This is a genomic window from Acidovorax sp. Leaf191 (assembly GCF_001424425.1).
In the GTDB taxonomy this organism is placed as follows: Bacteria; Pseudomonadota; Gammaproteobacteria; order Burkholderiales; family Burkholderiaceae_C; genus Acidovorax.
In genome coordinates this window covers 555,767-570,172 of the sequence record NZ_LMPT01000001.1, presented here as the reverse complement: position 1 = coordinate 570,172, position 14,406 = coordinate 555,767, and the positions used below count along the sequence as shown (strand labels likewise).

Below are 14,406 nucleotides of genomic sequence, written 5' to 3'. Positions count from 1 at the left end.
CCTGGTGCAGGAAAACCGACCATGATAGGTCACGGCCCTCCTGCGTGCCATGGACTCGCGGGATTGACATGGACGGGGCCTCTAACCGCACCGTTGTTTGACAGCACAGGGGTCCGTCGGTGCACGTGTCGCACAAGAAAAATAACACCTGTCATTTTTTTTCTTGTGTGCGCAAGTGGATTCGCACATATTCACGCACAAACCCCCTGCACCCTTGTTTGCAACGCTCGCAATGCCTGTTACGTTCTCATGCCACCCCAAGATCTCCACCGTCAATCCGCAGTAACCCCTCAGACCTTCAGCGTGCTGCGTGAAGACCGGGAGCAACTGGCCGGGCATGGCGGGCGGGTGGTCTGGTTCACCGGGCTGTCCGGTGCGGGCAAATCCACGCTGGCGAACGCCTTGGAAGTGGAGCTTCACCGGGGCCTGAGGCGCACCTATGTGCTCGACGGCGACAACGTGCGGCGCGGCCTGTGCAAGGATCTGGGGTTCTCGGACGCGGACCGCGTGGAGAACATTCGCCGCGTGGCCGAGGTGGCGCGGCTCTTCGTCGATGCGGGCGTGCTGGTGCTGGTGGCTTTCATCTCCCCCTTCCGCGCGGAGCGCCAAGCGGCCAGAGACCTGTTCGCACCCGGCGACTTCCTGGAGGTCTTCGTGGATGTACCGCTCGCAGTGGCCGAGCAGCGCGACACCAAGGGCCTGTACCAGAAGGCACGCAGCGGCGCCCTGTCACACCTGACGGGCATCGACTCACCCTACGAGCCCCCGCTCGCACCCGACCTTGCACTGCGCACGGACCAGCTTTCCATCGATGCCTGCGTGGGCCGGATGCTGGCCTTGCTGGAGCCTTCACAAGACACGATGCCCACCATCGTACAGCGCGTAGCCCAAGCCCATCTCCCGCGTGAAGCCGATCACGTGCCGCTGCCATGAGCATGCCCATGGCCCTTGCGGCCGCGCCCGCCGAGGCGCAGGGAGTGCGCGGGCCGCTGTTCTCGCGCCTGCGCATACCCGTGCCCATCACCGCGCTGCAGGATGAAGTCTCGCAGCTGATGGCACGCAGCTGGCTGCCCCACGTCAACCGGGGTGACTACGACGGCGCATGGGACGTGTTGCCGCTGCGCTGCCAGAGCCAGCATGTCGCGGCGCACCCCATCCTGCAGGGCTTTGCCCTGAACGACGGAGCCCGCGATTGGAACGACCTGCCGGTACTGCAGGATTGCCCTGCCATCCGGCAACTGATGGCCCGGCTGGAGTGCCCGCTGAAGTCCGCGCGGCTGATGCGGCTGCATGCGGGCGCCAGCATCAAGCCCCACCGGGACCATGGCCTGCACCTGGGCTGCGGCGAGGCGCGCCTGCATGTGCCGGTCTGGACCCATCCTGGTGTGCATTTCCTCGTCGCAGGCCAGGAAGTGCCCATGCGCGAAGGCGAGTTCTGGTACTTCAACGCCGACGAGGAGCACGCGGTGGTGAATCGCAGCCGGGCGGCACGCACGCACCTGGTCATGGACTGCGTGGCCAACCCGTGGCTGGTGCGCCGCATCCAGGAAGGTGCGTTCGGTGCTTGACCTGCGGCACGCCTACCACACGCTGCTCGGCTCGCCGCAGCAGCTGGCGCTGTGCCGGCAAGCCCGGTCCGTGGTGGACCTGCTGGCTGCGCTGCGGGGCCTCTGGGGTGCAGGCGGCCACAGCGACGCGGACATCCTGCAGGCCCTCGACGCGTTGAACCGCGACAACCTGCCCGACGAGGTGGCTGCCGGCATGGCTGGGATCTGGCTGCCCCGCAGCTACCACGCTCGCGGCCAGCACCTGCACTGGTGCCTGCCCGATGGCGCACCCACCGAACCCTTCCACGACGAGTACCTGAGCCGCTGCTGGCAAAGCACCACGCTGAACCAGCTGATCACGCCCCGGACCTCCTTGCGCGCCCTGGCGGCCTGCGCCCGGCGGGTGCCCCGGGCCCGGCCCGCGGGGTTCATCCTTCACCTGTCGCGCTGCGGCTCCACGCTGCTGTCCGGCTGCCTGTCGGAGCTGGACGAAGCGGCAGTCTTCTCCGAGTCCCCGGTGCTCACCGAGGTGCTGGTCGACCCAGCGCTGAGTCCTGAAGAGAAGCGCGCTGGCGTCGAATGCCTGATCGATGTGAAGGCCAGCCTTTTTCCAGGCCGCCGGGTGGTCATCAAGTGGAATGCGTGGGACATCTTCCATGCACGGATGCTGCGCAGTGCGTACCCCGCCGTCCCCATCGTGGCGCTGGTGCGCGACCCCGTGGAAATCCTCGCGTCCCACCACGCGCAGGCGGGCCGGCACATGTCGGGGGACCCATCGCTCGCCGGCGTGGCGCCGGTGTTCATGGTGTCCGCAAATGCCTCGGTGCTGGAGCACCGCATCCGCGTGCTCCACGGCCTGATGGAGGGCATGCTGGCGCTCCCTGCAGAGCCACACACCACCTGCATCGACTACCGCCAGCTGAACGGCAACACCGTGCGCCAGGTCGCCGGGATGTTCGGCCTGCGCTGCGATGCTCAAGGCCAGCAGCGGATCGCCCAGCGCATGCAGCGCAACGCCAAGCTTCCGGATATCCGCTTCCAGCCGGATGGCAGCGCCAAGGCCGCGGTGTTCGATGCCGCCGAGTCCCGGGCCATTGCGCAGCGGCTGTCTTCGCTGCACCGGGCGCTGGTGTCCCCGGCGGAGCAGGCAGCGCCCGAACCCGAGGTGGCAAATGCTGGCTGATACGCAGTCCCCACTGCTCTTGCACACGCGCCCGGGCGGCGCGCAGGATGCGCCGTTCCTGCGCGCGCTTTTCGATTCGCACTGCGCACACCTGCATGCACTGGGCCTTCCGCCGGCCGCGCTGCAAGCGCTGGTGGACCAGCAGTACGCCTTCCGGCAGGCAGACTACGGACGCCGCTTTCCGCAGGCCCGCACACTGATCGCGCTGGCCGGCCACGAACCCATCGGCGCCCTGGTGCTCGACGATGACGACGACACGCTGCACATCGTGGACCTCGCGGTGGCGCCGCACTCGCGCGGCTGCGGCCATGGGCGCACGCTGGTCCGGCAGGTGCAGGCCCAGGCGCGCGAGATGGGTCGTCAAGCTGTCACATTGTCCGTGGACCCTCTGAATCAACCCGCCCTTCGCCTGTACCTGGCGCTGGGGTTCGAAGCCACCGAGCAGCAACCGGTTCAATGGCGGATGCTGTGGCGCCCTCTCCCCCCGTGAAGCGCATGAAGACCCACGCGCGAAACCCTCGTTCATTTCCACCATAACGAAAGGCTGAGCCCCATGGCAACCCCTTACCTCGGAGAAATCCGCCTCCTGCCCTACGAATGGCCGCCCAAGGGCTGGATGCTGTGCCAAGGGCAGACGCTGGCCATCAGCACCAACCAGGCCCTGTTCACCTTGCTGGGCGTCACCTACGGCGGCAACGGCACGACCAACTTCCAGCTTCCGGACCTGCGCGGACGGTCTGTGCGGCATGCCGCGCAGGCTACTCCGTACGGCAGCCTGGGAGGCTCGGAGACAGTGAGTCTGGTAGCGAGTGAGATGCCCGCGCACATCCACGCCGTGATGGCGTCCGCAGGCAATGCCAACAGCGCCGAATTCACCGGCGCCCTGGTCGGCTCGGCTGTCGCAGGGGGCAATCCCGTGAACCTGTATGCAGATGCCTCGAGCCCCGTGCAGGCGCTGGCGCCTGGCTGCGTCAGCACGGAAGGCGCAGGCCAGCCGCACGATAACTGCCAGCCGTCCCTGGTGCTGAACTACTGCATCGCGGTGACCGGTGTCTTCCCTTCCCGCAATTGAACGACTGACTGAAAGACCCACCATGGAAAGCTATGTCGGAGATATCCGTCTCTTTGCCGGCAACTTCGCGCCGCGGGGATGGGCGCTGTGCAACGGAGCCTTGCTCAGCATCAGTGAATACCAGACCCTCTACGTGCTCATCGGCATCCGGTATGGGGGCGACGGCCAGAACACTTTCGCCCTGCCGAACTTGTGCGGGCGGGTGCCGGTCGGGCAGGGCACGGGCCTCGGCTTGACCCCCCGCGTGGTGTCGCAGCTGTACGGCAGCGAGAGCGTCACCTTGCTCACCCAGCAGTTGCCCCAGCACACGCACACGTTCAACGCCACCTCCGCCACGGCGACCAGCGCCCGGGCGAGCGGCATGCTGTTCGCGCAGACCGGCACCGACAACCTCTACGGCCCGGTGCCCGGCACCGACCCCAAGCCCCAGGCCATGGCGCCCACTGCCGTGACGGTCGCGGGTGGCAGCCAGCCGCACGACAACATCATGCCCAGCATGGCCATCAACTACATCATTGCCCTCGAAGGCATTTTCCCCAGCCGCAACTGAGCAACAGGAGAATCGTATGGATCAGTTCATTGGAGAAATCCGGGCATTTCCCTTCAGCTTCGCGCCCAAGGACTGGGCGCTGTGCAACGGCCAGGTGCTGCCCATCACCAGCAACACGGCCTTGTTCTCGATACTGGGCACCACGTACGGAGGGGACGGCAAGACCACGTTCGGACTGCCCGACCTGCAAGGCCGCGTGATCGTCTCTCCCGGGCAGAGCCCGGGCCTGAGCCAATGGTTTTGGGGCGAGATCGCAGGGTCCGACAGCGTGACGCTGCTGTCCACCGAAATGCCGATGCACAACCACCAGATCACCGGCATGAACAACATCGGCACCCTGCCAGCACCCGACAGCAACAGCTACCTGAGCCGCGATGCACGCGGAGGCAGCGGTGTCATCCAGTACATGCAGACAGGCGGCACCCCCTCGGCCCCGATGGCGCCCAACACGCTGCTGCCCAGCGGCGGGACGACGCCCCACGAAAACAGGCAGCCCTTCCTGGTGCTGAACTACTGCATCGCGCTGCGAGGCGAATTCCCCGCCCGCAACTGACGCAGCCCCGCGACGCGACGGGCGACTGACCGACGAGCAGTCGCCCGGCAAGCGTCCACTGCCCCCCATTGCCACATGCCGCATACCCTGCATTTCATTTCCGGCCTTCCACGTTCGGGCTCCACCCTGCTCGCAGGCATCCTGCGCCAGAACCCGCGCTTTCACGCGGCCATGAGCAGCCCTGTGGCAGGCCTTGTCAACGGCGTGCTGGAGCAGATGGGGGCAGGCAGCGAGTCCTACGCTTTTTTCGACGCGGCCAAGCGAAAGGCCATCTGCCGCGCCTTGATCGATGCCTACTACGCTGACAAGACCGAGCCCGTCATCTTTGACACCAACCGCCACTGGACGGCACGCATGCACCAGCTGGCCGAGCTGGTGGGCGGCTTCAAGATGGTCTGCTGCGTGCGCAACCCCGCCTGGGTGATGGACAGCTTCGAAGTCATCCACCGCAAGAACCCGTTCGACTACAGCCGCATGTACAACGCGGGGAGCCGGCACACGGTCTACTCGCGCTGCGAGGTCATGATGTCTGCGGGCGGCTCCGTGGGCAGCGCCTGGACCGCGCTCAAGGAAGCCTATTACGGCGAGTTTTCCGACCGGCTTCTGCTGGTGGACTACGACCTCCTGACGCAGCACCCCCAGCGCACCCTGGAGCTGATCTACCGATTCCTGGGCGAGGACGCCTTTCAGCACGACTTCGACAACGTCGAGTATTCCGAGAACGAGTTCGACCAGCACCTCGGCGTCAAGGGCCTGCACGACGTGAAGAAGAAGGTCGCCTTCAAGCCGCGACGCAGCATCCTTCCCCCGGACCTGTTCGCCAAGTACCAGGACATGGACTTCTGGCAAGACCAGACCGGTACCTCGGCCAGCATCGTCGCCCCCCGCCGGGCCAACGCTCCCAATACGCACATTACCAAGGACACCCAATGAACCGTGCCCTGCTCAGCGGCCTCTCCACGCTGCTGTTTCCCTTTGCAGCCCACGCCGCGGCCACCTCGGCCGGGGGGTACCTGATGCGTGGGGGCTATCAGCCGCGCAGCCATGCGCGCCTGCAGATAGACGCCTTGAGCCCCGCCGTCACGGCGCCCCAGAAGGCCAAGCCATCGGCCCGGAACGCCGCGGCGCCGACCGACGTCGCCATCCTGGATATCCTGCAGCAGCCGGTGGCCACCGAACTGGTGGTCATCGACGGCTCCGTCGCCGACAAGGCCACGCTGTACCGGGGCCTGAAGCCCGGCGTGGTGGCCGTGGAGATCGACCCGTCGCGGCCCGGCCTGCCCCAGCTGGCCGATGCGCTGCGCGGACATCGCAACCTGGCGGCCATTCACGTGGTGTCGCACGCCAGCGCCGGTGTGCTGCTGCTGGGCAGCAGCCGCATCACGCCCGACAACGCCCACGAGGAACTGGCCGCGCTGTCCGCGCTGCGCGAGGCGGTGCGACCCGGTGCGGACCTGCTGTTCTATGGCTGCGATCTCGCCGCCAGCACTGAAGGCAGCGTGTTGCTCGAAATTGTTCAGCGAGAGACCGGCCTTGATGTAGCGGCGTCTAGCAATCTGACTGGTAGCAAGGCTCTGGGGGGCGATTGGGACCTAGAGGTCAAACGTGGGAATATCGAATCAACGCTGGCGTTCTCAGAAAAGGCCTTGCTCGATTTCTCAGGGGTTTTGGTTGCTTCGGCGGGATTGAAAGATTTCAATGGGACTGTCAATTGGAGTGGTTTTTATACTCCCACAGTAACTTCAGACGACTTTAGGATAACAGTCAAAGGGGGGGCGAATATTGGCAAATACATAGGAAGCACCTCGTATGCCTTCTCGCCAGATATGGCAGGTGCGTCAGGCAATTTTTTCTATGTACAAGTAGATGGCACAAATACTACTGCATTTGAACTAACTCAAGTGCAAGCTTTTGAATCCCCTTCAGCTTCTGGCAGGGCCTCTGAATTCACTAACGTCCGGGTCGTCGGCTACTTGCAGTCAGGCGGAGCAGTAACTTCAACTGCCATTAATGGAACGGCCGGTCAAGACAGCTTTGTATTTGATAACACAAAGCTGTCTACCTTTGCGGGTCAAAAGCTGAAAGGTTTTAAACTTCTATTCGACTGCTCTACAGCATGCAACGGCTTGGCAAATGACCAACCAGCATTTTTCAGTTTTGATAGCTTTACCATTCAGAATGCCGTCAACACGCCGCCGCTACCCACCGTCACCGATGGCCGCATCAGCATCTCCGGTGCCTCGGGCACCGGCGGCGCGTACAAGATCGGCGACACCGTCACCGCCACCTGGAACAACACCGCCGGTGGCGACAACAACAGCGGCATCACGGGCGTGACTGTCGACTTCAGCCAGTTCGGCGGCGGCTCTGCCGTGACAGCCTCCAACAGCGGCAACACCTGGACAGCCACCTACACCATCACGGCGGGCTCCATTGACGCCATCAACCGCAATGTCAGCGTCACCGCCACCAATGCCGGCGGCAGCACCACCACGGCCGACACCACCAACGCCACGGTGGACAGCGTTGCCCTCACCGTTACGGACGGCAGTATCAACATCAGTGGTGCTTCGGGCATTGGGGGCGCCTACCGGATCGGCGATACCGTCACGGCGACGTGGGACAACACGGCCGGCGGCGACAACAACATCGACATCATCAGCAGCGTGACGGTGAACTTCGCCCAGTTCGGCGGCGGTGCCGCGGTGCCGGCCACCAACAGCAGCGGCACCTGGACGGCGACCTACACCATCGTGGCAGGGGGCATCGCTGCCAACAACCGCAACGTCGTCGTTACCGCCCAGGACAACGCCGGCAACGTGACAACTACGGGTGACACCACCAACGCCGCCGTGGACAACATCGCGCCCTTCGTCAGCAGCATCGCGGTGAACGGGTCGCCCGGCAGCGGCGCCACCAGCATGGCTTTCACGGTGAGCTTCAGCGAGTCCGTGGCCAACGTTTCCACCGACGACTTCATGCTCGTGGGGACGGGCTCGGCATCCGGCAGCATCGCCAGCGTGTCCGCAAGCAGCGGGTCAACCGTCGACGTGAACATCGCCGGCATCAGTGGCACGGGCACCCTCAAGGTCAACCTCAATGGGGGCACCAACATCATTGATGGTGTGGGCAACTCCATACCCGCGTACAACGGCGGCAGCACGCACACGGTGAACGTCCTCACCGCGCCAGGCGCCCCCACGATCGGCACCGCCACGCCGGGCGATGCCCAAGCCTCCGTGACGTTCTCCGCGCCGGCCAGCAACGGCGGCTCCGCGATCACGACCTACACCGCCACGGCCAACCCGGGAGGTGCCACTGGCACATGCGCGGGGCCGGCAGCCTGTACCGCGACAGTCACCGGGCTCGACAACGGCACGGCCTATACCTTCACCGTCACGGCTACCAACGGCGTGGGCACCAGCACGGCGTCTGGCGCATCCAACTCCGTGACGCCCAAGGGCAACCAGACGATCACCTTCGCGAACCCAGGCCCGCAGAGCTTCGGCACCTCGCCCACATTGACGGCGACCGCCTCGTCCGGCCTTACACCGACGTTCACCTCTTCCACCACAGGCGTGTGCACCATCACCAGCGGCGGCACGCTGACCTTCGTGACGGCAGGCTCCTGCACCATCGATGCGGACCAGGCCGGCAACGGCACCTGGAATGCGGCCACCACGGTGCCGCGTACATTCACGGTCAACGCCATCGTGCCCGGCGCACCTACCATCGGTACCGCCACGGCGGGCGACACCCAGGCATCGGTCACCTTCAGCGCACCGGCCAGCAACGGGGGGGCCGCCATCACAGGGTATACCGTCACCTCCAGTCCGACGGGGATAACGGGCACCGGCGCAGGCTCACCCATCACCGTGACCAGTCTGACCAACGGCGTGGCCTACACCTTCACCGTCACCGCGACGAACAGCGCGGGCGCGGGGCCGGCCTCGGCGGCCTCCAATTCGGTCACGCCGGCGGCGCCACAGACGATCACCTTCGCCAATCCGGGGACGCAGACCTACGGCACCAGCCCGAACCTGTCCACCCTGGGCGGGGGCGCTTCCTCCACCTCGGGGCTGCCGGTAACCTTCACCTCGTCCACGACGGGTGTGTGCACCATCACCTCCGCAGGGGTGTTGACCTTCGTCACGGCCGGCACCTGCACCATCAACGCCAACCAGGCGGGCAACAGCAGCTTCCTGGCTGCCCCCCAGGTTTCGCGCTCCTTCACGGTCAGCCCCGTTGTGCCGGCCGCCCCCACATCCGTGGTCGCCACGGCGGGCGACACCCAGGTGTCGGTGGCGTTCGTGGCGCCCACCAATACAGGGGGCTCTGCCATCACCGGCTACACCGTGACCGCCAACCCGCCAGACGTGGCACCCGTGAGCGGCGCGTCGTCACCCATCGTGGTCACGAGCCTGACCAACGGCCAGGCCTACACCTTCACCGTGACGGCGGACAACGCCGCTGGTACGGGCGCGGCTTCCGCGGCCTCCAACTCCGTCACGCCCAAAGCCGTCCAGACCATCACCTTCACCAACCCGGGCACGCAGAACTTCGGGACCACCCCCACGCTGACAGCCACCTCCGACTCTGGTTTGTCACCGACATTCACCTCCGGCTCGCCGGGCTCCTGCTCCATCACTCCCGGCGGTGCGCTGACCTTCTTGACGGCGGGCAACTGCACCATCAATGCAGACCAGGCGGGCAACGGCAGTTATCTGGCAGCGACACAAGTCACCCGCACTTTTGCCGTGAATGCGCAGTTGGTAGTGTCCGGGACAGTGCCAGGCATGGCAGGCTTGGCCACGGCCACCCTGTCGGGCGGCGGCGCCGCTTGTACGCTCAACAGCGGCGGCACAGCGTTCATCACGCCTGGCAGTACACCGGGAGGCTATACGCTTCCCCATGGCGGCTTCCAATTCCTCGCCACGGGCTGCACGAGCAATGTCACCCTCACGCTGAACTATCCGGATCCCCTCCCGGCAGGTGTGCAGTTCTGGAAGCTCGGGCCAGCCACGCCCGGCGCGCTCACCTCCACCTGGTTCGCCTGGACCGGCGCCACCTTGAGCCTCGACCGCCGCACCGTGGTCTACACAGTGACCGACAACGGCGTCGGCGATTCCGACTCTGCGCTGGGCACCATCCGCGACCCGTTCGCCCCTGCCCTGGCTGCACCTGGAAGCGGCGCTGTGGGAATCCCTGTCGACAACCCTTGGGCGCTGGCCCTCATGGCGTCCATCGTCGGCTTGCTGGGAGTGAGATACCGCCAACGCCGCGCCGGCTGAGGCGCAGCACCATCGCCGCACCCATCCTGACAGCCAGGGGGTGCGGCATGGAGGGACGGTAGCCGGATGCGCGTGCCGCGTGCTGCGCATGCCGCCTGAAGAGACGCCGACACGCAGGCCAGCGGGCCGCATTGCTCGGCACGGGCCCGCCGCGCGGATGCGGTGCAAGAGAGGATGCTTGCGGCCACCGCCACAGCACACGCCTGTTTGGGGCACATAACCCGCGTGAATCAGCCCCGGTCTAGACCGGTTTGGGAGCCCCCGCGAGGCGATGGGCGAAAATCGCGGCTTCGCTTGCTTTCACCCACGCCCCCATCCGTGCGCCCCGACGTGCCCCAGCCCTTGCCAACCGCCGCTTCCGCGCCCGTGACACCTTCCACCACCATGACCCCGCTGGAGCGCCGCTCCAGCCTCAGCCTGGCACTCATCTTCGCGCTGCGCATGCTGGGCCTGTTCCTGGTGCTGCCCGTGTTCGCGCTGGAGGCCCGCAAGTATCCCGGTGGGGACGATCCGGCGCTGGTGGGCCTGGCGATGGGTATCTACGGCCTCACGCAGGCGATGCTGCAATTGCCGCTGGGCATGGCATCCGACCGGTGGGGCCGCAAGCGGGTGATCGTGCTCGGTCTGCTGGTGTTCGCTGCCGGCAGCCTGCTGGCGGCGCTGGCCGACTCCCTGACCGGGCTGCTGGTGGGCCGTGCGCTGCAGGGCGCCGGTGCCGTGTCTGCTGCCGTGACGGCGCTGCTGGCCGACCAGACGCGCGACGCGGTGCGCACCAAGGCGATGGCGCTGGTGGGTGGCAGCATCGGCCTGATGTTCGCCGTGGCATTGGTGGCGGCACCTGTGCTGGCGGCCCACATCGGCCTGGCGGGTTTGTTCGGCCTGACCTGCGCCCTGGCCCTGGCAGGCATCGCGGTGGTGCTGTGGTGGGTGCCGCCCGAGCCCCTGCAACACCAGAACGCCCCCCGCGGCCGCCTGGCCGATGTGTGGGCCCACCCGGATCTGCTGCGCCTGAACCTGGGCGTCTTCGTGCTGCACACGGTGCAACTGTCGATGTGGGTGGCCGTGCCGGCCATGCTGGTGCAGGCGGGCCTGGCCAAGGACCACCACTGGCAGGTGTACCTGCCCGCCGTGGTGCTGTCGTTTGCGGCGATGGGCGGGTTGTTCGCGCTGGAGCGGGCGGGGCGCCTGCGGGCCGCGCTGCTGGGCGCCATTGCGCTGGTGCTGCTGGTGCAGGTGGGCCTGGGTGCGCTGGCCGCCAGCGGCATGCCGGCCACGCTGTGGGTGCTGGGGCCGCTGCTCTTCGTGTTCTTTTGCGGATTCAATGCACTGGAGGCCAGCCAGCCCAGCCTGGTCTCGCGCATGGCGCCGCCGCTGCTGCGCGGCGCGGCCTTGGGCAGCTACAACACCTTGCAGTCGCTGGGCCTGTTTGCCGGTGGCGCCCTGGGCGGCGCGCTGGTGAAGTGGGCGGGGGCACCGGGCCTGTTCGCGGTGACCGCAGGACTGACGGCCCTGTGGCTGGTGCTGACCTGGCCTTTGCGGCCCGTGAAACGCTGACCACCTCCTCCGGCCAGGCGCTTTGCTTTGTGGCCCGGGCTGGCGGCGTTGCGGCACAATGGAGCGTTTGGCGCCCGGACTCCTTCTCAACGACGGGCGCCCTTTAACTTCGAGGTAGAGCAGCATGGCATCCGTGAACAAAGTCATCATCGTCGGCAACCTGGGCCGAGACCCTGAAATGCGCACCTTTCCCAGCGGCGACCAGGTGGCCAATGTGACGATTGCCACCACCGACAAGTGGAAAGACAAGCAAAGCGGCGAGATGCGCGAAGCGACCGAGTGGCACCGCGTGGTCTTCAACGGCCGCCTGGCCGAGATCGCCGGCCAGTACCTGCGCAAGGGCTCGCAGGTGTATGTGGAAGGCTCGCTGCGCACCCGCAAGTGGACCGACCAGAGCGGCGTGGAAAAGTACAGCACCGAAATCCGTGCCGACCAGATGCAGATGCTGGGCAGCCGCCAGGGCATGGGCGGCGGTGGCGGTGGCCAGCAAGGCGGCGGCGGTGGTTATGACGACGGCGGCGGCTATGGCGGCGACCAGGGCGGCGGCTACGACCAGGCGCCCCCTCCACGGCGTGCAGCCCCTGCGCCGCAGCAGGCAGCCCGCCCGCCGGCACAGCGCCCGGCCCCTGCGCCCGCAGCGCAGGCACCGCGTGCCGCGTCGGGCTTTGATGACATGGACGACGACATTCCGTTCTGACCAAGACCGGCCAGCGGTTGGCAGGGCGCAACCGGTGCGCACCCTGCCCGCTGAGCACAGCGACCCGGCCTGCGGCCGGGCTCTGATCCCTCCCCCATAGCAAGCCAGCGCTGTGCAACGCAGCGCCGCAGCAGACCCCTGCGACAGGCTTGGACCACCCCTTGTCCTTTGTGAAAGCTGTGCTCGCTCAGTGCCGTGCCGTGGGGCGTGCGTTCGAACGCTCACCTGTCACCCCGCCACCCCGCCACCAGCAGCACGGCACACCACGCCGGACGGGCAGCAGGCTGAAGCGGCCTGGATACTGACCCACGGCTTACACGAATTCCATGCGACGGGGAAGGGCATGTTTGTCAAGTTGCGGCATCCATGCTACGCGCGCAACACTTTGAAACATCCCTCACACCTAACTCGCAGATCATCGCGGCCTTGGCGTTTTTATCGCCAATGCGTGCTCCGTTGCAGCCTGAACGGCGAGCCGGCGGACCAAAAAAACACACACAACACACACAGGGAGTTTTCCATGGGATTCGTCCGCAAGATCTTGATTTTCATCACCGGCTACGCTTGGCTGCTGCTGCTGGCCGGCCCGGGCCTGATCGGCATGTCGGTCTGGAGCCAGTGGAAAGCCGACGGCGACCACGCCTACAAGGCGCGCGAGCAGCTGACGTCGCTGGCCGGCACCGTGACGGGCGCTTCTGAAGTCACCGTGACGCGCAAGCGCCGCACCACCAAGAAGTACTACGAAATCACCGTGAAGCCCGAAGCGGGCGGCGAAGACCGCAAGCTGCGCATCGACCACAGCACGCAACCCACCCTGGTGGGCAACCTGATCGATGAAAAGGTGACCGCGCTGTTCGACTCCAGCGACAACGACCTCGTCTATGAAATCGTGACCGGCGGCCAACCCGTGATCGCCTACGAAGCCAGCAAGCAGCGCCTGCTCTCCGAAGCGCAGTCCAACGCCAAGTCGTTCGGCGGCGCGGGCACGTGGATCTTCGCGATCTTCCTGACCCTGATCGGCGCGGGCGGCGTGTGGGCCAACCGCAAGCTGCGGCGCAGCGAAGACCAGCAAGACGCACAGGCCGCTGCCGCCTGATGCCTCCAGCGCGCACCGGCCATGCACCTGCATGGCGGCACGCCACCAGCAACACGAGAGGGAGGGAGGGGTAGCGCCCGGCGCGCGCCCCTCCCGCACAACGTGATCACAGCAACCATAAGTTTCATCACCGGAGGACCTACACCATGAATCCCAACGCACTGTCACCCCAGACACCCGCCGGCGCACCGCTGGAGCGGCGCGATTTCATCGTCTCGACGTACAAGCACCTGGGCGCGGCCATCCTGGCCTTTGTCGTGCTCTCGGCCGTGCTGATGATGAGCGGCTTTTCCACCGCCACCGCCAAGATGCTGATGGGCAGCGGCAACAAATTCATCTGGCTCGGCGTCATGGGCGCCTTCATGCTGGTGGGCTGGCTGGCATCCCACCTGGCCGACAACGCCGAGAACCCGCAGACCCAGCTCATGGGCCTGGGCTTGTACGTGCTCGCCGAAGGCCTGATCTTCGCGCCGATGTTCGGCATCGCCCAGCTGCTGGTGCCCGGCGCCATCGGTGCGGCTGCGTTCATCACGCTGCTGATGGTGGCGGCGCTCACCTGGACGGCGTTCACCAGCAAGTCCGACTTCTCGTTCCTGGGCGGCATCCTCAAGGTGGGTGGCCTGGTGGCGCTCGGCACCATCGTGGCCGGTGCGATCTTCGGCTTCAAGCTCGGTATCTGGTTCTCCGGGATCATGGTGCTGTTTGCCGGCGCCTGCGTGCTGTACGACACCTCGCGCATCATCCACGACTACCCGGCCGACCGCCCTGCAGGCGCTGCGCTGCACCTGTTCGCCTCCATCGCGCTGATGCTCTGGTACGTACTGCGCATCCTCATCAGCCTGGCGACCAACGACGATTGATAC

13 protein-coding genes are annotated in these 14,406 nt (G+C 66.3%); all 13 read left to right on the top strand.

What is annotated here, in order from left to right:
* Nucleotides 1–249 precede the first annotated feature (249 nt).
* The 13 genes from cysC to ASG27_RS02445 all read left to right on the top strand — a co-directional run bounded on the left by cysC (nt 250) and on the right by ASG27_RS02445 (nt 14,403).
* Nucleotides 250–933 carry an adenylyl-sulfate kinase gene (gene cysC, locus ASG27_RS02510; protein WP_056411053.1) on the top strand — a complete coding sequence of 228 codons (684 nt, stop codon included), beginning with the start codon at nt 250–252 and terminating at the stop codon, nt 931–933.
* Nucleotides 930–1,568 (top strand): aspartyl/asparaginyl beta-hydroxylase domain-containing protein, encoded by a 639-nt coding sequence (locus tag ASG27_RS02505; protein ID WP_056411051.1) that lies wholly within the window; start codon nt 930–932, stop codon nt 1,566–1,568. Before cysC ends, ASG27_RS02505 begins: the two co-directional genes overlap by 4 nt.
* A complete protein-coding gene (locus ASG27_RS02500; protein ID WP_056411047.1) occupies nt 1,561–2,730 on the top strand; it encodes a hypothetical protein in 1,170 nt (389 codons plus the stop codon). Before ASG27_RS02505 ends, ASG27_RS02500 begins: the two co-directional genes overlap by 8 nt.
* Nucleotides 2,720–3,220: a GNAT family N-acetyltransferase gene (locus ASG27_RS02495; RefSeq protein WP_056411044.1), complete on the top strand. Its 501-nt coding sequence runs from the start codon at nt 2,720–2,722 to the stop codon at nt 3,218–3,220. The genes ASG27_RS02500 and ASG27_RS02495 overlap by 11 nt, the downstream gene beginning before the upstream one ends.
* Nucleotides 3,221–3,283: 63 nt before the next feature.
* Nucleotides 3,284–3,802 carry a phage tail protein gene (locus tag ASG27_RS02490; RefSeq protein WP_056411040.1) on the top strand — a complete coding sequence of 173 codons (519 nt, stop codon included), beginning with the start codon at nt 3,284–3,286 and terminating at the stop codon, nt 3,800–3,802.
* Between the two features lie 22 nt (nt 3,803–3,824).
* Nucleotides 3,825–4,352, top strand: coding sequence for a phage tail protein (locus ASG27_RS02485; protein ID WP_056411038.1), 528 nt, complete (start codon nt 3,825–3,827; stop codon nt 4,350–4,352).
* Between the two features lie 16 nt (nt 4,353–4,368).
* Complete coding sequence (locus ASG27_RS02480; protein WP_056411036.1) at nt 4,369–4,905, top strand: phage tail protein; 537 nt, start codon at nt 4,369–4,371, stop codon at nt 4,903–4,905.
* Nucleotides 4,906–4,980: 75 nt separating this feature from the next.
* Complete coding sequence (locus ASG27_RS02475; protein WP_056411033.1) at nt 4,981–5,838, top strand: sulfotransferase family protein; 858 nt, start codon at nt 4,981–4,983, stop codon at nt 5,836–5,838.
* A complete protein-coding gene (locus ASG27_RS02465) occupies nt 5,835–10,196 on the top strand; it encodes a DUF4347 domain-containing protein (RefSeq protein WP_082485711.1) in 4,362 nt (1,453 codons plus the stop codon). Before ASG27_RS02475 ends, ASG27_RS02465 begins: the two co-directional genes overlap by 4 nt.
* 384 nt (nt 10,197–10,580) lie before the next feature.
* Nucleotides 10,581–11,750, top strand: coding sequence for an MFS transporter (locus tag ASG27_RS02460; protein ID WP_056411024.1), 1,170 nt, complete (start codon nt 10,581–10,583; stop codon nt 11,748–11,750).
* A gap of 124 nt (nt 11,751–11,874) precedes the next feature.
* Nucleotides 11,875–12,447 carry a single-stranded DNA-binding protein gene (gene ssb / locus ASG27_RS02455; RefSeq protein ID WP_056411021.1) on the top strand — a complete coding sequence of 191 codons (573 nt, stop codon included), beginning with the start codon at nt 11,875–11,877 and terminating at the stop codon, nt 12,445–12,447.
* 520 nt (nt 12,448–12,967) lie between these two features.
* Nucleotides 12,968–13,543 carry a hypothetical protein gene (locus ASG27_RS02450; RefSeq protein WP_056411018.1) on the top strand — a complete coding sequence of 192 codons (576 nt, stop codon included), beginning with the start codon at nt 12,968–12,970 and terminating at the stop codon, nt 13,541–13,543.
* A gap of 146 nt (nt 13,544–13,689) precedes the next feature.
* Nucleotides 13,690–14,403 (top strand): Bax inhibitor-1/YccA family protein, encoded by a 714-nt coding sequence (locus ASG27_RS02445; protein WP_056411015.1) that lies wholly within the window; start codon nt 13,690–13,692, stop codon nt 14,401–14,403.
* Nucleotides 14,404–14,406 lie beyond the last annotated feature (3 nt).

Excerpts from the sequence above, each read along its gene's own strand:
- cysC (WP_056411053.1), top strand. The coding sequence starts at position 250 with ATGCCACCCCAAGATCTCCACCGTCAATCCGCAGTAACCCCTCAGACC.
- ASG27_RS02505 (WP_056411051.1), top strand. The coding sequence starts at position 930 with ATGAGCATGCCCATGGCCCTTGCGGCCGCGCCCGCCGAGGCGCAGGGA.
- ASG27_RS02495 (WP_056411044.1), top strand. The coding sequence starts at position 2,720 with ATGCTGGCTGATACGCAGTCCCCACTGCTCTTGCACACGCGCCCGGGC.
- ASG27_RS02490 (WP_056411040.1), top strand. The coding sequence starts at position 3,284 with ATGGCAACCCCTTACCTCGGAGAAATCCGCCTCCTGCCCTACGAATGG.
- ASG27_RS02485 (WP_056411038.1), top strand. The coding sequence starts at position 3,825 with ATGGAAAGCTATGTCGGAGATATCCGTCTCTTTGCCGGCAACTTCGCG.
- ASG27_RS02480 (WP_056411036.1), top strand. The coding sequence starts at position 4,369 with ATGGATCAGTTCATTGGAGAAATCCGGGCATTTCCCTTCAGCTTCGCG.
- ASG27_RS02475 (WP_056411033.1), top strand. The coding sequence starts at position 4,981 with ATGCCGCATACCCTGCATTTCATTTCCGGCCTTCCACGTTCGGGCTCC.
- ASG27_RS02465 (WP_082485711.1), top strand. The coding sequence starts at position 5,835 with ATGAACCGTGCCCTGCTCAGCGGCCTCTCCACGCTGCTGTTTCCCTTT.
- ASG27_RS02460 (WP_056411024.1), top strand. The coding sequence starts at position 10,581 with ATGACCCCGCTGGAGCGCCGCTCCAGCCTCAGCCTGGCACTCATCTTC.
- ssb (WP_056411021.1), top strand. The coding sequence starts at position 11,875 with ATGGCATCCGTGAACAAAGTCATCATCGTCGGCAACCTGGGCCGAGAC.
- ASG27_RS02450 (WP_056411018.1), top strand. The coding sequence starts at position 12,968 with ATGGGATTCGTCCGCAAGATCTTGATTTTCATCACCGGCTACGCTTGG.
- ASG27_RS02445 (WP_056411015.1), top strand. The coding sequence starts at position 13,690 with ATGAATCCCAACGCACTGTCACCCCAGACACCCGCCGGCGCACCGCTG.